Origin of the sequence: Pedobacter sp. BS3 (genome assembly GCF_008274585.1) — a bacterium.
Classification (GTDB): domain Bacteria; phylum Bacteroidota; class Bacteroidia; order Sphingobacteriales; family Sphingobacteriaceae; genus Hufsiella_A.
The window spans coordinates 368839-394777 of sequence record NZ_VTRT01000003.1 but is presented as its reverse complement, the minus strand read 5'-3'; the positions used below and the strand labels follow the sequence as shown (position 1 = coordinate 394777).

General features: G+C 46.9%; 20 protein-coding genes. 7 read left to right on the top strand and 13 right to left on the bottom strand.

Features of this window, described 5'->3' with window-relative positions:
- Positions 1–84: 84 nt before the first annotated feature.
- From FW774_RS10445 to FW774_RS10435, 3 genes are read right to left on the bottom strand one after another with little or no spacing between them, the layout of a single operon-like run.
- A complete protein-coding gene (locus tag FW774_RS10445; protein WP_242457793.1) occupies positions 85–1344 on the bottom strand; it encodes a glycoside hydrolase 100 family protein in 1260 nt (419 codons plus the stop codon).
- Positions 1265–2407, bottom strand: a complete 1143-nt coding sequence (locus FW774_RS10440) for a glycosyltransferase family 4 protein (RefSeq protein WP_149348122.1) — start codon at positions 2405–2407, stop codon at positions 1265–1267. Before FW774_RS10440 ends, FW774_RS10445 begins: the two co-directional genes overlap by 80 nt.
- The gene (locus FW774_RS10435) at positions 2404–3042 is read right to left on the bottom strand and encodes a PIG-L deacetylase family protein (protein WP_149348121.1); all 639 of its coding nucleotides are present in this window, start codon (positions 3040–3042) and stop codon (positions 2404–2406) included. The genes FW774_RS10440 and FW774_RS10435 overlap by 4 nt, the downstream gene beginning before the upstream one ends.
- Before the next feature lie 295 nt (positions 3043–3337).
- Between FW774_RS10435 and FW774_RS10430 the strand changes: the two genes are divergently transcribed.
- Positions 3338–4771: an arabinose isomerase gene (locus tag FW774_RS10430; protein ID WP_149348120.1), complete on the top strand. Its 1434-nt coding sequence runs from the start codon at positions 3338–3340 to the stop codon at positions 4769–4771.
- Positions 4772–5405: 634 nt separating this feature from the next.
- Here the strand turns inward: FW774_RS10430 and dnaB are convergent.
- Entirely contained in the window at positions 5406–6974 is a 1569-nt protein-coding gene (gene dnaB / locus FW774_RS10425; RefSeq protein WP_149348119.1) for a replicative DNA helicase, read from the bottom strand.
- Between the two features lie 257 nt (positions 6975–7231).
- Between dnaB and rlmB the strand changes: the two genes are divergently transcribed.
- Positions 7232–7987, top strand: a complete 756-nt coding sequence (rlmB, locus tag FW774_RS10420) for a 23S rRNA (guanosine(2251)-2'-O)-methyltransferase RlmB (RefSeq protein WP_149348118.1) — start codon at positions 7232–7234, stop codon at positions 7985–7987.
- Positions 7988–8284: 297 nt separating this feature from the next.
- On the opposite strand, the gene fmt is transcribed toward rlmB, so the two are convergent.
- Positions 8285–9202, bottom strand: coding sequence for a methionyl-tRNA formyltransferase (gene fmt, locus FW774_RS10415; protein WP_149348117.1), 918 nt, complete (start codon positions 9200–9202; stop codon positions 8285–8287).
- A gap of 107 nt (positions 9203–9309) precedes the next feature.
- Complete coding sequence (locus FW774_RS10410) at positions 9310–10575, bottom strand: exo-beta-N-acetylmuramidase NamZ domain-containing protein (RefSeq protein ID WP_149348391.1); 1266 nt, start codon at positions 10573–10575, stop codon at positions 9310–9312.
- Positions 10576–10807: 232 nt separating this feature from the next.
- Between FW774_RS10410 and FW774_RS10405 the strand changes: the two genes are divergently transcribed.
- Positions 10808–12052, top strand: a complete 1245-nt coding sequence (locus FW774_RS10405; RefSeq protein ID WP_262714437.1) for an ABC transporter permease — start codon at positions 10808–10810, stop codon at positions 12050–12052.
- Between the two features lie 543 nt (positions 12053–12595).
- On the opposite strand, the gene FW774_RS10400 is transcribed toward FW774_RS10405, so the two are convergent.
- The 6 genes from FW774_RS10400 to FW774_RS10375 all read right to left on the bottom strand — a co-directional run bounded on the left by FW774_RS10400 (position 12596) and on the right by FW774_RS10375 (position 21204).
- A complete protein-coding gene (locus FW774_RS10400; RefSeq protein ID WP_149348116.1) occupies positions 12596–14830 on the bottom strand; it encodes a helix-turn-helix domain-containing protein in 2235 nt (744 codons plus the stop codon).
- A 129-nt stretch (positions 14831–14959) separates the two neighbouring features.
- Entirely contained in the window at positions 14960–15784 is an 825-nt protein-coding gene (locus tag FW774_RS10395) for an MBL fold metallo-hydrolase (protein WP_149348115.1), read from the bottom strand.
- Positions 15785–15842: 58 nt separating this feature from the next.
- Entirely contained in the window at positions 15843–16352 is a 510-nt protein-coding gene (locus FW774_RS10390; RefSeq protein WP_149348114.1) for an acyl-CoA thioesterase, read from the bottom strand.
- Positions 16353–16435: 83 nt separating this feature from the next.
- Positions 16436–17734, bottom strand: a complete 1299-nt coding sequence (locus FW774_RS10385; protein ID WP_149348113.1) for a DUF5103 domain-containing protein — start codon at positions 17732–17734, stop codon at positions 16436–16438.
- Positions 17735–17853: 119 nt separating this feature from the next.
- Positions 17854–19761: an ABC-F family ATP-binding cassette domain-containing protein gene (locus FW774_RS10380; RefSeq protein WP_149348112.1), complete on the bottom strand. Its 1908-nt coding sequence runs from the start codon at positions 19759–19761 to the stop codon at positions 17854–17856.
- A 168-nt stretch (positions 19762–19929) separates the two neighbouring features.
- Complete coding sequence (locus FW774_RS10375; protein ID WP_149348111.1) at positions 19930–21204, bottom strand: NupC/NupG family nucleoside CNT transporter; 1275 nt, start codon at positions 21202–21204, stop codon at positions 19930–19932.
- A 669-nt stretch (positions 21205–21873) separates the two neighbouring features.
- Here FW774_RS10375 and FW774_RS10370 point away from each other — a divergent pair.
- The 4 genes from FW774_RS10370 (at position 21874) to FW774_RS10355 (ending at position 24418) form a co-directional block, all read left to right on the top strand.
- Positions 21874–23208 (top strand): DEAD/DEAH box helicase, encoded by a 1335-nt coding sequence (locus tag FW774_RS10370; protein ID WP_149348110.1) that lies wholly within the window; start codon positions 21874–21876, stop codon positions 23206–23208.
- Positions 23205–23465, top strand: a complete 261-nt coding sequence (locus FW774_RS10365; RefSeq protein WP_149348109.1) for a hypothetical protein — start codon at positions 23205–23207, stop codon at positions 23463–23465. Before FW774_RS10370 ends, FW774_RS10365 begins: the two co-directional genes overlap by 4 nt.
- A 182-nt stretch (positions 23466–23647) precedes the next feature.
- Positions 23648–23983 carry a gliding motility protein GldC gene (gldC, locus tag FW774_RS10360; RefSeq protein ID WP_149348108.1) on the top strand — a complete coding sequence of 112 codons (336 nt, stop codon included), beginning with the start codon at positions 23648–23650 and terminating at the stop codon, positions 23981–23983.
- A 27-nt stretch (positions 23984–24010) separates the two neighbouring features.
- Positions 24011–24418 (top strand): hypothetical protein, encoded by a 408-nt coding sequence (locus tag FW774_RS10355; protein WP_149348107.1) that lies wholly within the window; start codon positions 24011–24013, stop codon positions 24416–24418.
- Between the two features lie 339 nt (positions 24419–24757).
- Here FW774_RS10355 and dnaJ read toward each other — a convergent pair whose 3' ends face one another.
- Positions 24758–25897, bottom strand: coding sequence for a molecular chaperone DnaJ (gene dnaJ / locus FW774_RS10350; RefSeq protein WP_149348106.1), 1140 nt, complete (start codon positions 25895–25897; stop codon positions 24758–24760).
- Positions 25898–25939 lie beyond the last annotated feature (42 nt).

The following is a 25939-nucleotide window of genomic DNA, read 5'->3' as shown; positions in this document are numbered from 1 at the left end:
TTATGGCATCCCGATTGCAAATCGGGACGAGCCTGCGCCTTAACCCGAACTCACGTTAAAGTAATAAGTTTGTGATCGGTCAGGTTATCCCCGTATCTCATCAAAAAAAGGTGTGCGGTTTTCCTGCACACAGGTTGCGGCGTACAGGTACAAGGCGGCCGACCATGTTTGCCAGTCCTGGCCCATAACCTTACCGGTCTGGGCTTTGTGCCACTCGTTAAAGCCGTATTGCAGATCCGGGTTTTGTGACTGTTTAACCAATTGGGTGAGCTCGTACAGTTTTTCACGGGCCAGCTTATAACGTTTGGCGGCTACTAAGGCAGCTATATAAAATCCGCAGATAAAAGGCCAGATGCCGCCGTTATGGTAATCGCCGGGATTATTAAAATCCGCGTAACGCGAAATCCAGTCGGGATCTGTAGGTTGAGTGTACGGAAAGAAATTAGGAGGAAGGTTTACCGCCAGATCACCGCATTGTTGCAGGTGCTTACATTCTTCTTCGATCCAGGTAACCATTTCGGCTGCCCGTGTCGGTGAGGCCAACCCAGAGAGAATAGCCAGGCTGTTTCCCAGCAGGTCAAAGCGCTCATTGCTATACACCTTATACGACCAAAAAGCATAATATGGCTTATGTTTTACAACCAGTCCTTCATGAACATGATGATGCTGCACTCCACCGGTAATGGTAAAACGATCCATTTCCCGCTTAAAAGCGCTGGCCCGTTCATGCTGTCCGAAAAGCCGGAGATAGCTGTACGTTAATGTATTAACAAACAACCCATAGCCGATAACCCATTGTTCATCCCGCCAGTCGCTGGTAGGTTGCTGGGCAACCAGGTAACAATCCGACGGGCTTTGGTATTCCATCCAGGTCAGTGCTTTTTGTACGGCATTGTCCAGGAAATCCGGCTCACCGCTTATTTTCCTGAAAATGCCGGTTCCCAGTAAAAACAAAGGCGTGGTATCGCTGGCGCCGCGGTCTTCGCTATCGTGTACCAGAGAGGGAATATGCCCTTTGTTAGATTGATTTTTGGCCAGGGTTTCCAGCACTTTCCTGATGCTTTTCAGTAATTGCTGGTTACCCGAAACGCCGATACCCAGGATAGAAAATAACAGATCGCGGGTGTAAGGTTCCGGGTATCCCCAGCCGGCTGTTCGCGGAAGGCCATGAAACGGGCCCCGTGCATTGTAGATCAATACATCCAGCGCCGCCTTTTTTGCCTGTTCTATTTCCTGCCAGTTTTCAGTTTGCATACCATATTGTTTATGTAATCCCCAGGCGTCGGTTAATAATATCCACAAATTTCCGGGCCACCACCCGGTAATCGAAATGTTGTATAACATGTTCGCGGGCGGCTTTGCCTAATTGCTGCCGTAACTGCGGCTTGTTCATCAGCTCCAGCAGGTGGGTGGCTATCTCCTGCACGCTTGCCCGGTAATCTACCGTCCGGGGTTCGTTAAAGGTTATTGTTCGTGATATATTCAGGTCAAGCTCATCCTGTATCTGTACCTGGCTCACCACTATTTTCTCGGCTACACCGGCCAGCAAAGCGGTTTCGCCGTTTTTCAGCGTATCAAGCATGCCCATGGCGTTAATGCCGATAACAGGTTTTTCGCATGCTCCGGCTTCCACTTGCAGCATCCCAAATCCTTCCAGCCGTGACGGCCCTGCGTAAATATCGCAGGCGCCCAGCAGGTAAGGTATAAAATTACGCGAAACAATATCGGTAGCATACATAATGTTTTTCTCGATGCCCAATTCTTTGGCCAGTTCCATATCCGCCAGGTTTTGTATCCGGGTACGTTCCTGCGGCCACACCTTGCATACATATTTCCAGGCAGGTACCTGTCCGTCAATGGCAGCCAGCGCCTGCATCACTTCACGGGCACCTTTGGATGCGGCATCGCCACCAACGGTCAGTATCAGCAATTCATCCGGCGAAATGCCCAGCATCTGGCGAATGGCGGTTACTTTAGGCTCATCGTTAACGAATGGCCGGAACGCATCTGTATCGCATCCCACAGGCAACACTTCAATATTATCGCCTTTAATGCCATCGCGTACGTACATTTCTTTTACCCAGTGCGAGGTTACCAGTATCAGCGGAAGCCTGTTCAGAACATCCTGGTACCGGGCGATGTACCCGTTGGCAACCAGCCAGGGAACAGGTTGTGCTCCATGTTGCTGCGGATGCAGGATGAGGTGTGGTGTGTAGCCCCAGTAACCAACGCCAACCACTACATCGGGTGCAAACCAGCGGTAATACCATTCTTTCTCCTGGGCAGACTCAAGATGCGCCGCATGAGCTTCGATGCCCATTTCTGTTAATCCCCTGCGTAGCAGGTCGCCCTGGGTTGCCAGGCCGCTGGGCGACGGCGGGTAATCATACAATAACAACACTTTCATGGGCGCCCTCCCTGATTAAGCCAGCTTACCGCCTGGCCAGAACTGGTAAATTGCCAGAACGCTTCAGCCTGCGGGCATGTCCTTGCCTCCCAGCCGTCTTCCTGAAATCCGTAAGTTTTTGTCATGATATGATATTTATGTTGCCAGTCTTTGTAAGTGAGCGGTATATACAGATCGGCAGTTTTAACCGGCCGGGGATAATACTGGCGCCCGCCATCCTCGTAGGCAAATGTCCAGAGCTCATTGGTAATGATCTTACCTGCGTGCCATAATTTAATTACTGCCCTGCTGATCTCCTCGTGACGCAAATGCCGGGTATATTCACCGTTCGGGTTATGCGAGATCACCAAATCGAACCGGCGCTGTGGTAAGAGCTGCAATATGGCCTGTTCCACTACATCTTCGGCCAGCGGAACCTGTTCGGGGCCATCATCTAAATTGCCCATAATGCCTTGTGCATTCAATTGCTTCAATACCTGCTGAAATCTGGGTGCACGGTCTGCATCGTTTTTCCGGCAAAGACAGGCTATGTATTTGTGCCATTCCGGGTGGCTTAGCAGTAATCCTCCGGCCCACAAGGTCTCGTCATCCGGATGGGCGATGATAACGGCTACTGTTTTTAACGGATGCTTCATCGGCAGGAGCAGAGGAAAAACTTTTTTCGTTAATGTAACATACAATGGTCGGGGATGTTTGGCTTGCAACCGTTTTGCAATGATTTTATAAGGAGAAGCTATTTATATCAGAAACGATAAGGCTTTCATCATAATACCTATTACAAATACGCCGGTTGGCAACTTATCTTTGGAATTACGAATTATAAACTAAGCTTAACTACACGGGGCGTGTGTTGGAAAGTATTTTGATTCCGAGTTACCCGGGTAAGTGGGGATTTCGATTCGTTCAATTTTAGATCTTAACTTTATTCTTATGCAGAACAACAATACGTTAAAAATAGGCCTTTTTGGCATCGGGTTAGATGCCTACTGGGAACAGTTCGATGGATTAAAACAACGATTGGAGGGCTACCTTTCGGAAGTGCACCGGAAATTAGCCGGCATTCACCCGCAGGTTGTTAACCTGGGGCTCATTGATACGCCCGAAAAGGCTTTTGAAGCGGGACACCGGTTCAGGCAGGAAGATGTGGACATTATTTTCCTGCACGTTACTACCTATGCGCTTTCGTCAACGGTGCTGCCGGTTGTTCAGCGGGCAAAGGTACCCGTAATTATCCTCAACCTTTCGCCGGAGGCTGCCATTGATTACGATGCATTTAACCGGATGACCGATCGTACTAAAATGACCGGTGAGTGGCTGGCGTATTGTTCGGCTTGTCCCGTTCCTGAGATTGCCAATGTATTTAACCGTACAGGCATTACTTTTCATCAGATAACCGGGATGCTTCATCACGATGAGCTTTGCTGGAACGAGGTAAAGGAATGGATTGAAGCTGCACGGGTGGCTAATACCATGTTCCATAACCGTATGGGATGTATGGGACATTATTACAGCGGCATGCTGGATATTTATTCTGACCTGACCCAGCAGTACGCTCATTTTGGCGGCCATATTGAAATTATTGAAGTTGATGAGCTTGCCGACCTGAGAAAGCAGGTTAGTGATGCCGCTATTAAAGAACGGGTTGATTATTTTAACGAGGTGTTTGATGTTCAGCCGGATTGTGCTGTCGAAGAGCTGGCACGTGCAGCACGGACATCGGTGGCGTTGGATGCCCTGGTAGAACGGCATCAGCTCGGCTCAATGGCTTATTATTATAAAGGAACGGGAAATTTTGACAACGAGGATACCATCAGCTCCATTATTCTGGGAAATTCCCTGTTAACAGCAAGGGGAATACCGGTGGCCGGCGAATATGAAATCAAAAACGCCCAGGCCATGAAAATTATGGACAGCTTTGGTGTAGGAGGTTCGTTTACCGAATATTACGCCATGGATTACCAGGATGATATTGTTTTGATGGGGCATGACGGGCCGGGACACATTGCCATTGCCGAAGGCAAAACCAAGGTACGACCGCTGTATGTATATCATGGTAAGGTTGGCCGGGGGCTGTCGGTAGAAATGTCGGTGAAAAATGGCCCCGTAACGTTGCTGTCGGTAGTGCAGCAGGCTAACGGTAAGCTGATGCTTTTAATGGCCGAAGGAGAATCGGTTGCAGGGCCTATTTTGCAGATCGGTAATACCAACAGCCGTTATCGCTTCCCGATTGGAGCCCGGAGTTTTGTAAATAACTGGAATGTTCACGGGCCGGCACATCACTGTGCTGTAGGAGTAGGGCATATCGCGTCGCGTATACAGAAGTTAGGCCGTTTATTAGGTATGGAAACAGTACAGGTATGCTGATGAAGAGAGTAAGATCAGCCGTTCAAGTTCGGTTGTGATTGACTGATTTTTACTGTTTAATTTGTTGGTAACACAGCAACTTCGGAAGCCATTTTTATGCACTGCCCCGGCAAAAGTAAATGGATGCCGACCTATATTGAGTTCGATTAATAATCCTGCTCAAAACAGGTTTAACAGAGATTGCTTCGTCCTATCGTCCTCGCAATGACGAAAAAAGGTGCGTCATTGTCCCGAGATTTCGGGAAAGTGTTGGAAGTGAGCATTAGAGTGAAGTAATCTGCTAATAATCAACTAAATAATAATCGAACTCAGGTTATATTAGTACCGCAGACAGCGTTCCAAACGCTGTCTGCGGTAAAAGAAATTAGTATTCTTTCATCTTTTAAAATGTTAAATCTGTTCATATAGTAGACAAATAGGGTAACCCAGGCTTCCGAAGTTTAATTTGCTGGTAACACAGCAGCTCCGGAAGTCTTTTTTAGCACTGCCCCGGCCAGAATAAACCTGATTGAAGTGGATACCGGCCTGTGCGGAATGCCCCTGCGAGGTATCGGGGGCAAGGCTTGCAGGCGTATGAACGGAAAGCAGGGCTATCTGCCCCCACAATGCACAGGCTTTGCTTTTCTAATAAAGATCAGAACGGCGGTTCTTCGTCTATGTCGTCCATTCGGGATGGGCGAATGATAAAATTATTGGGCTTATCGAAGTCTGCTGATGGCGCCATTCCGGCAAAGGGATCGGGTGAGCCGCCGCCGTTGAAAGCCGCAAAATCATTATCGAGGTCGGCAAATTTTACGTACTTGCCAATAAAGCGCAGGGGAACCACACCGGTTTCGCCGTTACGGTGTTTGGCGATGATCACCTCGCCGATACCTGCCGTTGGCTGCCCGTTCTCATCTTCGGTTAAACCGTAATATTCCGGGCGGTATAGGAAAAGCACCATATCTGCATCCTGCTCAATAGAGCCCGATTCACGCAAGTCTGAAAGCATAGGCCGTTTGCTGCCTCCCGGCCGGTTTTCTACCGCCCGGCTTAGCTGTGAAAGCGCAATTACCGGAACGTTCAGCTCTTTGGCTACCGATTTCAATGCCCGCGATATGCTGCCGATCTCCTGTTCGCGGTTTCCGCCCTTGCCTTCACCTTTTCCGTGCATCAGCTGCAGGTAGTCGATGATGATCATCTGGATATCGTACTGTGCTTTCAGACGCCGGCATTTGGCCCTGAATTCAAAAATATTCAGGCCGGGCGTATCATCAATAAAGAGCGGTGCTTCGGTAAGCCTGCCGATCTTAGAATGCAGCTGTTGCCATTCCCATTCTGCCAGGTTCCCTTTTCGTATTTTTTCCTGTTCAATTTCGGTTTCGCCGGATATTAAACGGTTTACCAACTGCACCGACGACATTTCGAGCGAGAATACCACCACCGGCTTACCAAACTGCACGGCGGCATTACGGGCACAGCTTAGCACAAAGGCCGTTTTACCCATGGCGGGCCTTGCGGCGATGATAACCAGGTCGGACGCCTGCCAGCCGGACGTCATGCGGTCTAAAGCGGTGAAGCCGGACGGTACGCCGGTAAGGCCATCTACGCGGTCTTTGAGCTTTTCCAGCGATTCCAGCGACTCGCGGACAATGTCGTCCATTCTGCGTGAGTCACGCCGGAGGTTATTCTGGGCAATATCAAACAGGTTTTTTTCGGCGTGATCCAGCAGGTCGAAAATATCGGTGGTGTCTTCGTAAGCGTTGTTAATGATCTCGGTAGAGATGCGTATCAGCTCCCGCTGGATGTATTTTTGCGAGATGATACGGGCGTGATACTCAATATTGGCAGCCGATGCCACACGGTTGGTCAGCTCGGTAATGTAATAGGCGCCACCAACCATTTCCAGGTCGCCCTGCTGGCGCAGCTGTGCCGTAACGGTAAGAATATCTACCGGCGACGATTTCTGGAACAGCGTTGAAATGGCTTCAAATATTTTTTGATGAGATTCTTTATAGAAAATTTCAGGCTTCAGGATATCGATAACAGCCGATAGCGCATCTTTTTCGAGCATTAATGCGCCCAGTACGGCTTCTTCCAGGTCTACAGCTTGTGGTGGTAGTTTGCCCAGACCGCTTACCAGGTTATTTAACCGTGTGCGCTTATCGGCAGCAGTGATATTTTTTCTGCCGGAATTAAAGGGTTGATCGTTTTCAAGGCTCATCACCGCAAATGTACTTATAAAGTGCCGAAGTGTTGTACACAGTGTGCGTTTTACACTTACTTATTTGCATTAGAAACGCTGGTTTAATTTCCACATTTAGCTGTTAATAAACTGTTAAAAGGCATGAAATTCAAGGGATATACCACATCGAACCAGTGTTAATAAATTTTTTGGATGTTTATAATTAAGAGAAACCTTCCGGGCGAAGCCTTTTTTTGAATAAATATTGCCTATTTTTCGTGCTAAATTTTTTATTAATGCACACTAACCCTAAACGCGAAACCAACCAGATGGTATTTGGTATCCGGGCTGTGATTGAGGCGCTGAAAAGCGGCAAGGAACTGGAATCGGTTTTGGTGCAACGTGGCCTTGCCGGTGGTTTGTTCCACGAGCTGAAAAGCCTGTTGCGTGAGCGTGAGCTGGCCTATCAAACTGTACCCGTTGAGAAGCTGAACCGTATCACTGCTAAAAATCACCAGGGCGTTATTGCGTTCATCTCACCGATTATTTACCAAAGGATTGAAGATATTGTGCCCGCCATTTATGAGAAAGGCGAGACTCCGCTGTTGCTGATGCTGGATGGCATTACCGATGTGCGTAATTTCGGGGCTATTGCACGCACCGCCGAATGTGCCGGTGTACATGCCATTATTGTTCCGGCTAAAGGTTCGGCACAGGTTAATCCGGATGCTATTAAAACATCGGCCGGCGCTTTATATAAGATACCGGTATGCCGGCATGAGAGCTTATTAAAAACTGCAAAATTTTTACAGGGATCGGGCTTGCAGCTGGTAGCCTGCACCGAAAAAACTTCCGATTATTTGTACAAGCCTGATTATACGGTTCCTACCGTGGTAATTATGGGCTCTGAAGAGGATGGTATCTCTAACGAGTTATTGCGGATAGCCGATCACCTGGCTAAGATACCCATGTATGGTGAGATAGAATCGTTGAATGTATCGGTCTCGGCCGGAATTATTTTGTACGAGGCGGTGAGGCAGCGATGGTTGTAGGTTTGTTTTAGGCAGAAGGTTTAAGGCATGGGTAGCTAATAGCTTATGGTTCATAGTTCATAGTCCCGAAGTCTGGAAAGTCAGAAAGGACCGGAAATAGAAACATGTTATGAATTACGAGTTGTGGGCTCATGTTTTATTGCTGCTGATATCTCCACCAGCAGGGCCCGAAGCCATGGACGGTGTGTCTTCACTGTCCATTTGTAATTACCACATATATGAAATTTAATATGTTCCAATAACTAAAGATCTAACCAACTAATAACTAATAACTAACTAACCACTAACCACTAACCACTAACCAACCCGCAATCCCCGCAGAAACTCTTCAATATCCATCCGCTTTTTGCCTTCAAGCTGTACATTTTTTGCACAGATAAATCCGTCACGGCAGGCAAATTTAAGGTAGGTTTTGCTGTCGGTGAGGTAACCGCCGGGCTGGATACCGGGTTCTTTTTCTTGTACTTCGGCCTTGAAAATTTTTAACGTTTTGTTGTCGAACGTGGTAAACGCTGTAGGATAAGGACTTAATCCCCGTATCAGGTTATGTACCTGCTTAACCGGCTGGTTCCAGTTTATCTGGCAGGTTTCCTTAAATATCTTAGGCGCATGTTTAAGCGCTTCATCGTCAATTGAGCTTTGGGGAATCTCCTGGTATTGACCATCGGCTATGGCCTGTACGGTTTTAACCAGCAGGGCTGCTCCGGTTTGCATCAGCTTATCGTGGATGTCGCCGGCGGTATCTTCATCGTCAACAGGCACTTTTTCAGAAAACAGGATGTTGCCGGTATCAATTTCGTGTTTCAGGAAAAAGGTAGTAACACCGGTTTCGGTTTCGCCGTTAATTACCGCCCAGTTAATAGGAGCGGCGCCGCGGTATTGCGGAAGGAGCGAGGCGTGAAGATTGATGGTTCCCTTGGGAGGCATGTTCCAGACCACTTCGGGCAGCATACGGAATGCTACAACCACCTGCAGGTCGGCATTTAGGGCACGCAACTGCTCAATAAATTCAGGAGATTTTAATTTTTCGGGTTGTAATACCGGCAGATTTTTAGAAACAGCATATTTCTTTACCGCCGGTTCGGCAATTTTCTGTCCACGTCCCGCAGGTTTATCAGGAGCGGTTATCACGCCCACAACATCGAAACCGGCAGTAACCAGTGCATCTAAAGATGCTACAGCGAAATCGGGCGTACCCATAAAAACTATTCTCATGTTGTGAAAAGTAAAAAGTTAAAATTCAAAATTAAAAGTGGAAATGAGTTACGAGAATTATCTCTTACAACCCATAACAGGTAACACATAACTCGTAACCTTTATTCTCAGGGATACAATAAATATTTCCTTCGCATCAGCTTGTAACGTGACAGATCGGGTTCCCAGCTTTGGCGTATCTCGGCTTCGGATTTGCCTGCTATAATTTGTTTTTTCAGATCGTACGTTCCTGCCAGCTTATCAAAATTGCCGATCTGGTTACTTTGTTTGGCATCAAAAAATTTATCCTTGTAAGGATAAGCATTGTACATCTCCATCAGCCATTGCAAGTTAAGTTTTCTGCTTTTGCGGATCTTTTCTGTGTTGTATTTACGCAGATCAAGGCCATAGCAAGCCTTATCCTGATGCAGTGGTGTTTCACTCATACCGGGTATGCTTACCGGTGTAAAGCTAAAGGTATATTTTCCCTTCAGATCGGGATTTCCCAGTACCTGGAACGGGAAATAAGTTCCGCGTCCCTGGCTGATGATAGTACCTTCAAACCAGCATAGCGACGGATATAGCAAAATGGATTGCTGAGTGTTCAAATTTGGTGACGGCTTTACCGGTAAGGTATAAGGCCGGTCATGGCTGTAATTGGCCACTTTAATGATCTTTAAGCGGCATTTTACATGATCTTCCAGCCAGCCCTCGCCATTAAGCATCTGTGCATACTCGGCTACGGTTAGCCCGTGTACAATCGGTATGGGCTGTAACCCGATCCCGGATTTAAGGCGGCTGTCCAGTATGGGGCCATCTACATAAAACCCGTTCGGGTTAGGCCGGTCGAGTATCATCAGCTCCATGTTGTTCGCGGCACAAGCCTCCATAACATGCTGTAAGGTGTTGATATACGTGTAAAAGCGAACACCAACATCCTGTATATCAAATATCATCAGGTCAATGCCATCCAGATCCTGTTTGGTTGGTTTATAATGCTTGCCGTAAAGCGAAATAACCGGGATGCCTGTTTGAGGATCAACACTATCGTCTACTTTGACGCCAGCGCTGGCATTACCCCTGAAACCATGTTCGGGGCCAAATATCTTAACAATTTTTACCCCCAGCGATAACAGGCTGTCAACACTTGGTTTATTGCCGATAATGGAAGTGGGGTTGACCACCATACCGATGCGTTTACCTTTAAGATAGGAAAGATATTGACCGGTTTGATCGGCGCCGGTGATGATCTTCCCTTTGATTTTAGGCTTGTCAATATCTTCAACACGCACTTTCCTCGGGTCGCGATTGCCGTTATAGATGATCTGAGCGCAAACAAAATCGCCGCTGAGCAGTACCAGGGCAGCAAATAAAAATAGAATCCGGTTTAGCATAAGTTGAAAGTTAAAAGTAAAAAACAGCATGATGCCTAACCATTCGGTGCATTTCAGATCTTCGTAATTTGCCGTACTGTTTGTGGACGAACTGCCCCGGTTGGTGTCTTCACCAATCGGCGAAAATTTGAAATGCACCCAAACACTCTCTGTTTGTTGTTATTAAACAGAACAGAACACGGATCAATTCCCGGTATAATCGGTTTTTGCCGCATCTTAAAAAATTGCATCTTTGCTAAAATACAAAAATACGATTTTGAATCTGCCTTTATTCATCGCAAAGCGCATTACTTTCCAATCCAAACGCTCGTTTTCAAAATTGAGTGTGCGGATTGCCGTATTGGGCATTATGCTGGGACTGGCCGTTATGATCTTATCGGTTGCTGTTGTAAAAGGCTTTAAATCGGAGGTTACCAATAAGATACGCGGTTTTGCCGGCGATGTGATCATCAATAAATACGATTTGAATACTTCGCTTGAGAATACGCCGGTTACCGTCGATGCCAATAATATTGCGGCGATACGCCGGTTAAAAGGGGTTGAATTTATACAGCCCTATGCCAATAAGCCCGGTATTATTAATGCCAATAATGAAATTGAAGGTGTGGTGTTGAAAGGTGTGGATAAAACCTATAACTGGCAGTATTTTAAAAGCATCCTGGTAAAAGGCAATGTGATCGACTTTACAGACAGCCTGAAAGCCCGGCAACAGATCATCATTTCCCGCTATACGGCTAACAGGCTTAACCTGGATGTGGGAGATGATTTCCTGATGTATTTTGTGCAGCAGCCGCTACGTAAGCGCAAGTTTAAGATTGTAGGGATTTATGAACTTGGGGTAGAGGACGTAGATAAAATGTATGTTATTGGCGATTTAAGCCTGATCCAGCGATTAAACAACTGGAAAGATGGCGAGGTTGGCGGTTATGAAATACGTATCAGCAATTTCAGCGATTTGGATAATATGGCCATGCGTATTGCCGATCGGTCGGCGATAAATCTGAAGGCCTATACCGTAAAGGAATACTATACGATGATTTTTCAATGGCTCTCTTTGCTGGATGTAAATGCGCAGGTTATCCTGGTGCTGATGCTGGCGGTGGCCATTATCAATATGGTGTCGGCATTGCTGATCATTATCCTGGAACGCACCAATATGATCGGTATTTTGAAAGCCTTAGGTTCAACCAACTGGAACCTGCGGAAAGTGTTTCTTTATAACGCTGCATACCTGATAGGTCTGGGCCTGTTGCTGGGGAACCTGCTGGGGCTCGGTGTAGCCGTGTTTCAGCAATCCACACACTTTTTTGCCCTCGATCAGGCATCGTACTATATGAACTTTGTGCCGATAGAGTTACATTTACCGGATGTGTTACTGCTCAATGCCGGTACATTAATTATATGCTTGCTGGTGCTGATCATTCCATCCATGCTGGTTAGCCGGATAACTCCCGTAAAGGCTATTGGGTTTAAATAAGTAGCCCACCCAAGGGCCCGATAGAGCGAAGCTCCAGCTTCGTTCTGCTACTTTAAAGCCTCCGGCTTTTACTTACCGAAAGCTTAAGCTATTCTGTCTAAGTTTGTTAAAGTGATCCCGATAGAGCGAAGCTCCAGCTTCGTTCTACCATTTTAAAGCCTGCTGGCTTAGCTTGAGCTGCTGGTGCACAGACTTAGCTTATTTTGTTAAAGCGATGCAATGGCTGTCTCCGGGCAACCAGGTTACAAACGCGGACGATTAAAGAGTTGAAGTTTAGTAGCGCTATCGTTACCTTTCTTTTCAGCTTGTACGTAAAACGTAAAATCCCGATAGAGCGAAGCTCCAGCTTCATTCTACCATTTTAAAGCCTGCTGGCTTAGCTTGAGCTGCTGGTGCACAGACTTAGCTTATTTTGTTAAAGCGATGCAATGGCTGTTTCCGGGCAATCGGGTTACAAACGCGGACGATTAAAGAGTTGAAGTTTAGTAGTGCTATCGTTATACCTTTCTTTTCAGCTTGTACGTAAAACCTAAAACCTACAACTTAAGCCTTTTGCCTTATACCTTCCGCCTTCTTAACCTCAAAATACTTCTGTGCCACTTTAATATCCGTATAGCTGTAGTCGTCGCTTAGCTGCTGTTTCAATTCTGACGAACGTGCATTTGGGTTGGTTTTGATGAGTTGCAGGATGTGATTCAGCTTATCTTCTGGAATAAGGACCGTTGCCGGGACTTCATTCCCGATAAATTCTGCCAGGTGTCCGATAATAGTGCCTGTTGTAAGTTCCCGCTTCGCTGCAATCTCTTCGGGTGGCATCCCTTGCTTGTACATTTCAAGGGTAATCAGTTTGGTTTCGCCACGGGCCGGTTTGATGGATGCGCTTTCTGTAGTGAGCGAAGGCCGGTTCATGCGGTCTACCTGCTCCAGCAATTCGCTAAGCTGCGTGGCCGATTGCAGGCTGCCGGTAATGACAGCAGCTTGCGATATCTGCTCCTTTTTGCGACGTGCCGAAAGTGCAAGCAGCTTCAACTCCTTCACATACTTTTTGGTACGTGGCCTTGCCCTGACCGTATCGATATAATTTTCAATATGAACTAAAACATGCTGTTCAAGCTGTTGGGTAAACCATGCCGAGGCAGATGCGGTGCGTTCATGGAGTAAGGCATAGTTTACCGGTGCGATATTGATGATGTTCTGCAGTTGCCCGGTAAATTTTTCTGATACGGTTTTCTGGTTTTCTACCGCCTGTTGCAGGCTGAGCAGCCAGTTGCCGGCAGCTTCCTCGTCCGGCAACAAGCGATTTTCGTAAGTGCCGGCGTGTTCCTCAATTTCGGCTGCAAAGCGACTGTAATCAAAGGCGTTCAACAAACTTTGCTGTACGTAAAGCAATTGTTCCTGCTCAAGCGTTTGCTGCAAAATCTCGTCGGGAAGCTCATTCCGGGTAAAATCAACGATCCGTTTGTCGGTTTGGATGCTTTGCGCCTGTATGGTTGAGGTTAGCACCAATCCATTCATGGAGGTGAGCCGGCTTAACGCTACATATACCTGTCCCGGAGCAAACGATGCGCCGGCATCAATAATGGCTTTATCGAACGTAAGGCCCTGGCTTTTATGGATGGTGATGGCCCAGGCCAGCCGTATGGGATATTGCGTAAACGTGCCCAGAACCTCCTCGTCAATGGCGTCGTTTTCTTTACTGTAATTATACCGGATATTTTGCCATCTTTCGGTCGTCATCTCAAAATCATCTTCCTCACCCGGAAAGTGGATAAGGATCTTATCGCCCTCGGATAGGATCTTTTTGATGATCCCGATCTTTCCATTATAGTACCGCCGTTCCTCGCCTTTATCGTTTTTGATGAACATGACCTGTGCGCCCTCCTTCAAGGTGAGCGTATAATCGGCGGGGTAAGCGTTTTCCGAAAAATCACCCTTAACCCGGGCCTCAAACTTTCGGGCTTCTCCGGGCAGCTTCTCCAGCTTTTTGCGATTAATCTGGTCGGCAAGATGATTATGCGAAGTCAGGGTGATGTAATTGGCGTCGTCCTCCGGCTCAAAATCGGGCTTGTAATATGTGTTTAGCTGTTCAAGATCGGCAGGATTGCAGCAATTGTTACGGATATTGTTCAGTATCCTGATAAAGGAATCATCGGCCTGGCGGTAAATTTTTTTAAGCTCAATATATACGGGCGGAGCCTGTTTTATTACCAGTGCATCAAAAAAGAAGGGACTCTGGTAATATTCCTGCATCATCATCCACTCCACGTTCCGGGTCACCGGCGGCAGCTGGAACAAATCGCCGATATAGAGCACCTGCACACCACCAAAAGGCTGTGAGCCGCGTTTGCGTACATGACGCAGGATGGTGTCCATCGCATCCAGAACATCAGCCCGTACCATAGATACTTCATCGATAATCAGTAGTTCAAGTTCACGTAATGTTTCCAGTCGCGATTGGTTAAGGCGAAGCTTTGATAACAGGCTACTGCTGTTGTAAACCGCGTTATCGCCCAGTGAATTGCCTCCCGCCGTGGTAGGCAGAAATAATCCCGGAGGAATCTGGAAGAACGAGTGAATGGTAACACCGCCGGCGTTGATAGCCGCTACACCGGTTGGAGCGACGACAGCCATTTTCTTATGACTGTTTTCGCGGATATGTTTCAGAAAGGTGGTTTTGCCGGTGCCTGCTTTTCCCGTCAGGAAAATGTGACGCTGCGTTTGGTTAACAAAAGCCGCCGCCTGTTGAAATAACTTATTGTCTGTTCCGGATAGTTGCATAAACTGGCAGTTTCAAATGTAAGAAATTCTTTGAAATAGGGTAGGAAGGCGGAAGGTTGTAAGTTTTACGTTGTAGGTTTTAAGTTATACGTTTTACGTGGATAGAAGCCCTGGCTGATAGCCAAATCACTAAAACATCGGGATTTGCTGAGCTACCGAATTAGTCGTTGCAGAATCATCCACAGCAGCGGCGCCAATACGGTAAACAGCTGTTTCTTCGTATCGTGAGGCCACAATGATTTGAGTGTTACCTGCATGCTGGTCGAATAGCTGCTGTACCAGCTCGGGGCGGTTGTTATCTTTAGAAAGATGCGCCAGAATGAGATGACTCATGTGATCCGGTTTGTGCAATTTAAACAGCTCAAGCGCTTGTGTATTGGATAAGTGTCCGTACCCGCCGCGTATGCGGTTTTTCAGGTAATAGGGATAGCGGCCTGTTTCCAGTAATACTTCATCGTAGTTGGCTTCTAAAAACGCGGCGTGGCATTGCTTGAAGTGATGGATAACATGTTCGCAAACACGGCCAATATCGGTGAACACACCTATGTTAATATCTCCATAACTAACCAGGAAACTGTGCGGTTCCGCAGCATCGTGAAATTTGGGAAATGCGGTAATGGTAAATCCGCCAATACTAACCTGCTGATGGGTACAGAAGGACAGGAACAGGTGTTCTTCAGGTAGCAGCCTTCCGTGCCGGCAGGTGGCTTCGGTAATGTATACCGGTACCTGGTATTTTTTCGCGAGCACCGGTATGCCACGGATGTGGTCTGTATGTTCGTGCGATACAAAAATGGCCTTTACGTTGTTAAGCGACAGGCCAAGTCGTTTCATGCGCCGTTCGGTCTCCCGGCAGGAGATACCTGCATCAACCAGGATGGCTTCGGTTGAATTGCCAATGTAATAACAATTACCGTTGCTGCCTGAATTTAATGATGCGATGAAAAGCGACATAGAATTACAAAGTCAAAAGTAAAAAGTTAAAAAGTCAAAAGTTAATCTTACAGTTGGCTCAACTAATAAATAAGGAGCGTATGGCTGTGGCGTCTTCGGGTTTCATTTTTCCGCTTAGTACTAAACGTAGTTCACGACGCCGTAAAGCGCCTTCCCACAATGTTTTTTCTTCTTCCGTTTCGGGGATGAGTTCGGGTACCGGTACGGTTCCCAATTCATTAACGGCTACGAACGTATAATATGCTTCGTTGGATTTTATTTTAGTGTTTGACGGAATGTTTTGCGCCCAAACGGTCAGCTTAACTTCCACAGATGTAGTAAAGGCCCGGGTAACTTTAGCTTCAATGGTAACCACATCGCCTAATTTAATGGGCTGTTTAAACGATACGTTGTCCACCGATGCGGTTACGGCGATGGAATTGCAGTGTTTTTGCGCTGAGATGGCCGCCGCAATGTCCATCCAGTGCAGCATACGTCCGCCCATCAGGTTGTGCAGCATATTGGTATCATTGGGTAATACCAGTTCGTTCATAATTACCAGCGAATCTTTGGGAGTTTTAGGTTCCATACATTATTAGTATCGTATAATTATTCAAATGTTCAGAAATGCGGAATGGCCTGTGTAGGGCCTTTTTACTTTTTACTTTTAAATTATCTTCTTGTGTTAAATTCGGTATAACCAACCAGCTCTTCCCATCGCGAACCAACGGGACGGTAATAAAAGAATAGCTGGTAGTTATTTTCTGTTTCATAGTGTGTGCCGTCGAAAACAGAATCGCTGATGATACGCCCGTTCTCATCGGCCCACACATAATGGTAATTATACAGTCCCTGCTTTAAGAAAAGCGTGCCGTAGAATCGTTTACGGTTGTTGTCAAATGTCAGCTTGCTGGCATCGTTCAGGGTATAATCATTAAACCTGCCTACAATATACGCATTGCCGGTATTATCCGGCGCATTGGCTACCAGGGATAACTGTATCGTTGCGTAATCAGCATCGGTACGACTGTCGCTGCCATCCTGGTTGCGGATGTAAAAATTGCCGTTGTTGTCAAAATTGGTGGTATAAGCTACCTTACCCAGATCAGGGTCGGGGAGAAGCAGCACCAGGTTGGCTGTATCTTTATAAATTCTGCCAACACGTTCTGATTGCAGGCGCAGGCTCCGCAGGTCGAAGAAGCGGAATTCGTTGCCACCCAGGAAATCCAGGTTTTGCAAGTCGGTATAAACCAGCTGATTTTGCCGGATAAAAGTTGGTTTTCCGGCCCATTGCGCATTGTCGGGTCTGCTGTTTTGCAATACCTTTAAACGGACATCCTGATAAGGATTCTGGATAGCTACGGCACCGGTGGCAACGGTTGCATTTATTTTTTGAGCCTTGTCCCGTTCGGCGATGCTGTTAGAGCGTACCATTTCGGCTGCTATTGAAACTTTGGGGGTAACAATGTAAAACCGGCGGGTAAGAATAAGCCGTTGCTGGTCACCGTTTTCATACACTTTAAGCAGGTAATTTCCCGAAATTTTAGGCTTAATGGTGAAGTTAGGCAGCGTGACCTCGTAATGTGTGTATTTTTGCAGTGTGTTGAACGAGTAGCGGTAATCGGTAATACGGTCTTCCGTAAAGCTCTCTACATAATCCATTGGCGACAGCCTGCTGCTGTTCCATTCGGCATCGCAATGCTCTATGGAATACCAGTAATTGCGGGTGCCTCCGCGGAGATCATCAAAGGCCAGCAGCAATTGCTCGGAAGTGCCCAGAACCAGTACCGGCATGGATTGCTCCTTGCTGCGATTGTAAAATTCCACCGACTTAATCTCCGGCAGGTAAACATAATCCTCATAACGTAGCGTTTGTTTCGGTGATTCGGTTACTACATCACGTTTACGTTTTTGTGCGTTTGCTTCTACGAAGCCAAAAAGGATAATGAATAAAATGCTTAAATACTTCAAAAGTTGTTAGTTTTTATGTTACAGGTTACGAGTTATCTGTTGCCTGTTGATTATAGTTGATAGAATTAGTAGTTAACAATTTAACAATCAAACACTATAGCAATCCTGGTCATAAATTCTCAATTGCTCATTTCCAATATCTGCTCGGCCAGGATTTCCCAATCACTTTGTACGGTTTCAAGTTCTGTTTTCAACCGGAGATATTCCTCGTTGGTTTGGGCAAGTTTCCGGCTGTCGCTGTAAATAGTGCTGTCAGCAAGCGCATCCTCGGTAGCTTTAATATCTTTTTTAAGCTGAGCGATGGTATCCTCCAGCTTTTGTAACGTTTGGTTCAGCTTTTTGAGATCGGCACTTTTATCCTTTTCAGGAGATGGCTTTTCTGTAGGTTTCAGATCCTCTTTCTTCGGCAAGACTGCTTGTTTAACTACCGGACGTTTGGCCTGCCATTCTTCATACTCGGCATACGTGCCCGGGTACTCCTTGATCTGCTGGTTTTCGATAAACCAGATCTTGTTAGCGATGCTATCCAGGAAATAACGGTCGTGCGATACGACGATCAGGGTGCCTTCGTATTGCTGCAAGGCCTGTATCAGGATATTCACCGACTGGATGTCGAGGTGATTGGTAGGCTCGTCCAGTATCAGGAAGTTAGCATCGGCTGTAAGCGCTTTTGCCAGCGCTACCCGCGATTTTTCACCTCCGGATAATACTTTGATCTTTTTGAACACGTCATCGCCCGAGAACAGGAAGCAGCCCAGGATAGAGCGAAGCTCGGTTTCGGTATGTTTAGGCGCAAAGGCCTGTAATTCCCGCAATATCTCATTTTCCAGGTGCAGTGATTCTAACTGATGCTGGGCGAAAAACGTTGTAGTTACATTATGGCCGGTTTCGCTGGTTCCGGTAAAATCCTTATCGGCATTAGCAATGATGCGTAGCAAGGTAGATTTTCCCCGTCCGTTGGCGCCGATCAGGGCGATTTTATCGCCTTTCTCAATAACGGCATTGGCATGTTTGAGAATATCAATGCCAGGATATGATTTGCTGATATTTTCCAGCCGAACCACATGACGACCGGATTGCTTGCTGAATTTAAAGCTGAAATTAACCGTCGGGTTGTCGTTATCCACATCTTCCACACGTTCCATCCGTTCAAGCGCCTTGATGCGTGATTGGGCCATTTTGGCCTTGCTGGCTTTGGCCCTGAAACGTTCGATCAGCCGCTCTTCCTGGCGTATCTTGGCTTGCTGATTTTTATACTGCCCGGCCTGAATTTCTTCGCGTAAAGCTTTTTCTTCAAGATAGAAACTGTAATTGCCTGCATAAGGAATGAGCTTGCCTTTTCGGGATTCTACAATTTTATTGACTACCCGATCCAGGAAATAGCGGTCGTGCGACACCACCACGATAGCGCCTTCGAAGGCCTGCAAATACGATTCCAGCCATTTGATAGAGGGTAAGTCAAGGTGGTTGGTAGGCTCATCGAGCAACAGGATATCGGGCGCCTGCAAAAGGATACGTGCCAGCATGACCCGCATGCGCCATCCGCCCGAAAATTCGGACAGCGGACGTTGCTGGTCTTCGTCGCTGAAGCCAAGTCCGGCCAGTATTTCGTGCGTGCGATACTCGATGTTGTAGCCGTCAAGCGTTTCAAATTCGTGCTGCTTGTCGCTTAATTTATGCAGTAGTTCCTCCGAATAATCGGTTTCCAGCTTTTTCAGCAGGCTTTCAATCTCGGTATGTAACTGGTTTTGGCGCTCAAAGGCTTCCATCGCTACATGCAGGATGCTTTTTTCGGAATGGTACGACAGCAAATCCTGGTTCAGGTAACCCATTTTCAGGTCTTTAGCCATAGAAATGGTGCCGCTGGTAGGCGTGTAAGTGCCTACAATAATTTTCAGTAAAGTGGTTTTTCCCGTGCCGTTGGCGCCAATCAGGCCAATTTTTTCACCGGGTTTAATGTGCCAGTTGGCTTCATCGTATAAGGCCCTTGCACCAATCTCAAACGTAAGGTTGTTAATCGCAATCACGGCGCAAAGTTACAAACTTCGAATCAAGTATCGAGTATTGAGTATCGGGTATTGAGTATTGAGTATCGAGTTGAGGTAGGGATTGTTTAATTGCTCTATTGTTGGATTGTTACGATATGGATAAACGCCAGATACTAACCACTAACAAACTAACAACTAACCAACCAACTACGACAATATTCCCGCGATGGTGGCCGACAGGTAAGAGGCCAGTGTGCCGCATACTAATGCCCGCAAACCTAAGCGGGCAAGGTCTGAGCGCCGTTCGGGAGCCAGCTCGCCGATGCCGCCAACCTGTATGGCGATGGAGCTGAAATTGGCAAATCCGCATAAGGCGAAGCTGGTAATGATCAGGGTTTTGTGATCCAGCGTGCTTTTGATTTTGGCAAGGTCGAGGTAAGCGACAAACTCGTTAATCACCATTTTAGTGCCCATTAATGAGCCGGCTGCATGTACATCGCGGGCAGGAACGCCCATTGCCCAGGCAAAAACAGAGAATAACGCTCCTAATATTTGGTTCAGACTCAGGGTCTTAATATCAATTCCCAGAAAATCAAGCGAGAGGCCGAGGTGCCATAAGCCCAGGCCGAGCTTGCCCAGCACGTAATCCAGCAGGGCGATGATAGCAATAAAGCCGATAAGCATGGCGATAACGTTAAGTCCGACTTTCAGGCCGTCGCTGGCGCCGTGTGAAACGGCGTCGACCAGGTTGGCATCATTTTTTTTCACGTCGAGCGATACCACGCCTTTGGTTTCGGATACCTGCGTTTCAGGCCATACGATTTTGGAAATGACCAAGGCCGCAGGCGCCGCCATAATGCTAGCCGCGATCAGGTATTCGGCCGGAACGCCCAACGCGATGTAAACGGCCATCACACCGCCGGCTATACAGGCCATGCTTCCGGACATGGATGCCAGCAACTCCGACATGGTCATACCTTTAAGATAGGGTTTGATCATGATCTGCGCTTCCACCTGGCCAACAAAAGCACTGGCGACATTCGATAAGGCTTCCGCTCCCGAAACGCCCATGATCTTGTATACGATATAAGCAAAAAAACGAACCACCTTCTGCATAATGCCCAGGTAATAGGCCATGCTGACCAGCACGGCCACAAAGATGATGGTAGGGATGATGCCGAAAAAGAATACGAAATCATTGCCTACGCCGAAGGCTTTGCTCATGTATTCTTTATTGACCAGCGGTCCAAATACAAACGATGCGCCGGCCTGCGAAAAGTTAAGCACTTTGGTAACGGCCGCACCAAGCCATCCGAAAATAACCTGACCTACAGGTACTTTGAGAATGAATACCGCTAATGCCACCTGAATAGCCAAACCGGACAGGACTACCCGGTAATTGATTGCTTTGCGGTTATTGGAAATTAAAAAGGCAATGGCAAAAATGAGCGCAATGCCGATAAGGCCGGTAAATCTTTCCATATAAAGGGCTTAACTTAAATACGCCCTGAATTTAAAAATTAGATTGATAGAAAACTACTGGTGGATTACGATTTTGGATTTACGAATTACGATTTTGAATTTGTGATTGAATTGTTCTATTGCTAAAATTGTTGCATTGTTAGATTGTTGAATGATTGAAATGGTTTCTGCAATAGGCGCAGGCTCATGGCTTAGGTATTAATAACCGGGCTGAGCGAGCTCTTCGAAGTTAACATCAGAGGAGATAAACGTGCTGTAGGTACAATGGTATTTTGCTTGATATGAATACTCTTTACAAAGCGGTTGTCCCGATGGGACAAAGGGTGCTGTTCCGTTGAAGAGTTGAAGAAGGGTAACATTGAAATCAATTGGTTTGTGCAGCCCAGATAGCGCTAAGTTCCGGTGGCTGTTGCATAAATAAGGTATTGTTTTTCAGTATCTCAAACCTATAGTTTAAACTGCCTGCGTTAACTTTGACAACTTTCTAAAAGTTGTCAAAGTCTCAGAATAGCAGCACTGCCTTGACCAAGCTAAACCCGACAGGAGCGGCAGCCCCGATTGCAATGAGGGCTATAGCGGATGGCGGGACTGGCGGAGCAAATAAGGTAATAGCTTTGCTTTTCATAATTTATTGTCTTGAAGCTGCCTGATAAATTTATCTTTGCGGTTATGCCTTCGTTTGAAGATTTTAAGTTGAACCGGCAACTGTTAAATGCCATTGCCGATGCGGGTTATACCGAGCCTACGCCGATACAGCAGAAAGCGATTAATCCCATATTGGCCGGGCAGGATGTGATGGGGATTGCGCAAACGGGAACCGGCAAAACGGCGGCGTATGTGCTGCCCATGCTCATGAAGCTGAAATATGCGCAGGGCAATGATGTGCGGGCCCTGGTGCTGGCGCCTACGCGTGAGCTGGCTATGCAGATAGCGGAGAATATTGCTTTGTTTGCCCGTTATACGGATTTACGGACGGTGGTGCTGTATGGCGGATTAGGCCCTAAAGCGCAGATTTCAGCGCTGGAAAAGGGCGTTGATATTATTGTATCTACACCCGGCCGCTTTCTGGATTTATACCTTGCCGGACATATTGTGGTGAAGCAATTGCAGATGCTGGTGCTTGACGAAGCGGATAAAATGATGGATATGGGCTTTATCGGCTCCATACACCGTATTTTGGAGATCGTTCCCCGTAAGCGGCAAAACCTGCTGTTTTCGGCTACGATGAGTGAGCTGGTACATAAAATTGCCGGCGATTTTCTGAAGTTTCCTACCGTAGTGGAGGTGGCTCCGCAGGCAACGCCGGCACAAACGGTGCGTCAGGTACTGTACGAAGTGCCTAACCTGAAAACCAAGCTTAACCTGCTGCAGCATCTGCTGAAAAATGATGAAGACTTTAACCGTCTGATCATTTTTTGCAAAACGAAGGCTGTTGCCGATAATATTTACAGCTTTTTGCAGCGTAAGTACGGCGAGGAGCAGGTGAGGGTAATCCATGCTAATAAGGGGCAGAATACCCGGATCAACTCGATCAATGCGTTTAAGGAGGGCGATGTGCGTATGCTGGTGGCTACGGATGTTGCTGCCCGTGGGCTGGATATAAGCCATGTAAGCCATGTGATCAATTTTGACGTTCCGATTGTGATCGAGGATTATGTGCACCGGATCGGGCGTACGGGGCGGGCTTTTAACACCGGCGATGCCATTACTTTCTGTAACCCGGCAGAGGTATATTATGTCCGCAAAATTGAGAAGCTGATACGGCAGCAGATCCCGGTAGTGGAGCTTCCGGCGGAAGTATTTATAGAGCAAACGCCTTTTGACGAACGGCAGGCTATAGCCCGTGAAATTGATATGCAGAAACGAAAGGAGAACCCTGAATTTAAAGGGGCTTTCCATGAGAAGAAGCATGCGCCTTCATCCGCTAAGGGCAAAACAGCTAATGCTGCAAAGAGTGGTAGAAATCCGGTTAACAAATCTGCCAGGCAAAAACGCAGAAAATGATACGGGTAACGCCTTTAAATATGGTGCTGGCTGCCATGCTGGTGTATATATTGTACACCCGTACCGGTTTATTTGGGCAGACTATTGAAAACAGGCAACTGGTTTCTGTATGGGGTGTTTTAGCTATAGCTTTATTGTTTTTTATTGCCGATTTGATTTTCAGACATTACATTAAAAGTACAAAACGCATTTGGATAGTGCAGCTAATATTCATCATCTTTGTGGCCGTTTTAACGATGATTATCAGCAGGATTTAATTAAAGTCAAAATTAAAAAACCCGAAAGGTTCATTAATGCCTTATGAAATAATAAAAAACATATCAATAATTAAAAGTTGAGCGAAGCGAAATCCCGGTTATTCGGGATCAAGAAATCCTGCAAGGTGCATTTGGTTTGCTTACCACAAGCATAATACCCTTGTTATACTGAAAACGTTTATATGAAAAAAGCAGAAATAAAACTTACTATTGAATTAGATGATAACAATGTGCCCGAGAATATTTTATGGGAATCGAGCGATGCTGAAAATAAGGAGGCGTTGCCTGTAAAATCTATGATGCTGGCGCTTTGGGATCATCATTATAAAAATTCATTACGCATTGACCTCTGGACAAAGGATATGCCTGTAGATGAAATGAAGCGTTTTTTTTATGAAACGCTGCAAACTATGGGCGATAGCTTTTTGCGGGCAACCGGCGAAAAGAATATTGTAGAGGATCTGCGTGATTATTGCGCTCATTTTGCTGATAAAATGCAGCTTAAGCAGGATAGCTAACGATAGGAAATTTTTAGATTTTAAATCTTGAACTTGAAAAACGTCAATATTGCAGGTGCTTTGGGCGCCGTGGTAGTTATAGTGGCCGGTTTCTTTCCGTTGCTGCATTTACCCATAGTTGGTAACTGGAATTACTGGAACATAGATATTACACTGGCTTCGCTGGTTTATTTGTTTGCTGTTTTGTCTTTAATTGCTGCTATCCTGAATAAAAGCCGGATGCTTAAATTCTGCGGATGGGCTGTATGGTTCCTGGTGGTTTTAACGCTGGCCGGTATCTGGTTTAAGGTTGACAGTGCTTTTTCGTTTATCCCGCTCAAAAAGCTGGCCCGGTTTGCCGGAAAAATGGTAGAATACCAATGGTATACCTGGCTGGTGATTTTCCTGGGTGTGTTTTTTATTATTACCGGGGCCGGGAAGGAAAACAGGGAATAGGCGGCGTTTTAGAGGTAAGATAAGAGCATAATGAGCAGGAGGCGGGGAGGCAGGGAGCGCTCTTTTAGCTATCTTCTCTTTTGTTCCTGGACACCCATGCGGGGCTTCGGGGACTGAAGCAGTATTTATGTGCTGCTATTGCGGAGGGAGCTGACCAGAAAGCTCCCGTAATCCCGATCCCTCCAGTACATACGGGATCGGGAGAGAGATCTCCGCCAGAAGTACTTAGGAAAGAGATTTTGCTTCGCAGTTACTTCGTGGTCTCCGCCTAAGGTCGTCGAAATGGCAGTGCTTTATGACTTTTGAGACACCCTCTCTCATACTTATGATGTAAACAGCTTACTCGAAATACTCTTTCATGCGCTCGAAAAAGCTTTTCTCATTTTTACCGGGCTGCGGCCTGAAGTTGGGCGAGTGATGCAATTTTTCGAGCAGCTCCCGTTCTTCGTGCGATAAGGCTTTGGGTGTCCAGATGTTCACGTATATCAGCTGATCGCCACGGTGATAAGAGTTTACTTCGGGAATACCTTTGCCTTTGAGGCGCAGGATCTTACCGGGTTGTGTACCGGCATCGATCTTGATCTTGGCCTTGCCGTCTATGGTTGGTACTTCAACGCTGGTGCCCAGGGCGGCATCGGTAAAGCTAATATGCAGGTCGTAAATAATATTGTTGCCTTCACGGTTCAGCAGGTCGTGCGGAATTTCTTCTACCAGGATGATCAGATCGCCGGGAATACCGCCTCTTGGCGCCGCATTTCCCTTGCCGCTCATAGAAAGCTGCATGCCTTCGCTAACGCCGGCCGGAATGTTAATGGATATGGTTTCTTCGCCGCGAACAATGCCGTCGCCATGGCAGGCGTTACATTTATTGGTAATGGTAGTGCCTTCGCCGTTACAGGTGGGGCAAGTGCTGGTAGTTTGCATCTGGCCCAAAATGGTGTTGGTAACCCGGCGTACCGACCCTGTTCCGCCGCAGGTAGGACAGGTGTGGAATGAGGATCGGTCTTTTGCCCCGGTGCCATCGCAGACCTTGCAGATCACCTGTTTGTTTACTTTTATCTTTTTTTCCGTTCCTTTTGCAACTTCTTCGAGTGTGAGCCTGACTTTTATACGCAGGTTGCTGCCGCGGATAACACGCCGGCCTCCGCGGGACTGGCCGCCTCCAAAGAAGCTCTCAAAGGGATTTCCGCCACCAAAAACATCGCCAAACTGGCTGAATATGTCTTCCATATTCATGCCGCCACCAAAACCACCGGATCCGGCTGCGTGCCCGAACTGGTCATAGCGCTGCCTTTTTTCGGGGTTGCTTAAAACCTCGTAAGCCTCTGCGGCTTCTTTAAATTTCTCTTCTGCCGCTTTATCGCCAGGATTTTTATCAGGATGGTATTTTATGGCCAGCTTGCGATAAGCTTTTTTTATCTCATCGGCGCTGGAGCTACGCGATACCCCCAATACATCATAATAGTCTCTTTTTGCCATTTTAGTATAGTAATAGAACGCCGGAACATGTATACCCCGGGC

Bases quoted from the DNA above. Each gene is read 5' to 3' on its own strand.
- dnaJ (WP_149348106.1), bottom strand. From the start codon at position 25,897: ATGGCAAAAAGAGACTATTATGATGTATTGGGGGTATCGCGTAGCTCC.
- fmt (WP_149348117.1), bottom strand. From the start codon at position 9,202: ATGAGAATAGTTTTTATGGGTACGCCCGATTTCGCTGTAGCATCTTTA.
- gldC (WP_149348108.1), top strand. From the start codon at position 23,648: ATGAAAAAAGCAGAAATAAAACTTACTATTGAATTAGATGATAACAAT.
- FW774_RS10375 (WP_149348111.1), bottom strand. From the start codon at position 21,204: ATGGAAAGATTTACCGGCCTTATCGGCATTGCGCTCATTTTTGCCATT.
- FW774_RS10445 (WP_242457793.1), bottom strand. From the start codon at position 1,344: ATGTTATACAACATTTCGATTACCGGGTGGTGGCCCGGAAATTTGTGG.
- rlmB (WP_149348118.1), top strand. From the start codon at position 7,232: ATGCACACTAACCCTAAACGCGAAACCAACCAGATGGTATTTGGTATC.
- FW774_RS10440 (WP_149348122.1), bottom strand. From the start codon at position 2,407: ATGAAAGTGTTGTTATTGTATGATTACCCGCCGTCGCCCAGCGGCCTG.
- FW774_RS10370 (WP_149348110.1), top strand. From the start codon at position 21,874: ATGCCTTCGTTTGAAGATTTTAAGTTGAACCGGCAACTGTTAAATGCC.
- FW774_RS10365 (WP_149348109.1), top strand. From the start codon at position 23,205: ATGATACGGGTAACGCCTTTAAATATGGTGCTGGCTGCCATGCTGGTG.
- FW774_RS10430 (WP_149348120.1), top strand. From the start codon at position 3,338: ATGCAGAACAACAATACGTTAAAAATAGGCCTTTTTGGCATCGGGTTA.
- FW774_RS10395 (WP_149348115.1), bottom strand. From the start codon at position 15,784: ATGTCGCTTTTCATCGCATCATTAAATTCAGGCAGCAACGGTAATTGT.
- FW774_RS10410 (WP_149348391.1), bottom strand. From the start codon at position 10,575: ATGCTAAACCGGATTCTATTTTTATTTGCTGCCCTGGTACTGCTCAGC.
- dnaB (WP_149348119.1), bottom strand. From the start codon at position 6,974: ATGAGCCTTGAAAACGATCAACCCTTTAATTCCGGCAGAAAAAATATC.
- FW774_RS10435 (WP_149348121.1), bottom strand. From the start codon at position 3,042: ATGAAGCATCCGTTAAAAACAGTAGCCGTTATCATCGCCCATCCGGAT.
- FW774_RS10390 (WP_149348114.1), bottom strand. From the start codon at position 16,352: ATGGAACCTAAAACTCCCAAAGATTCGCTGGTAATTATGAACGAACTG.
- FW774_RS10400 (WP_149348116.1), bottom strand. From the start codon at position 14,830: ATGCAACTATCCGGAACAGACAATAAGTTATTTCAACAGGCGGCGGCT.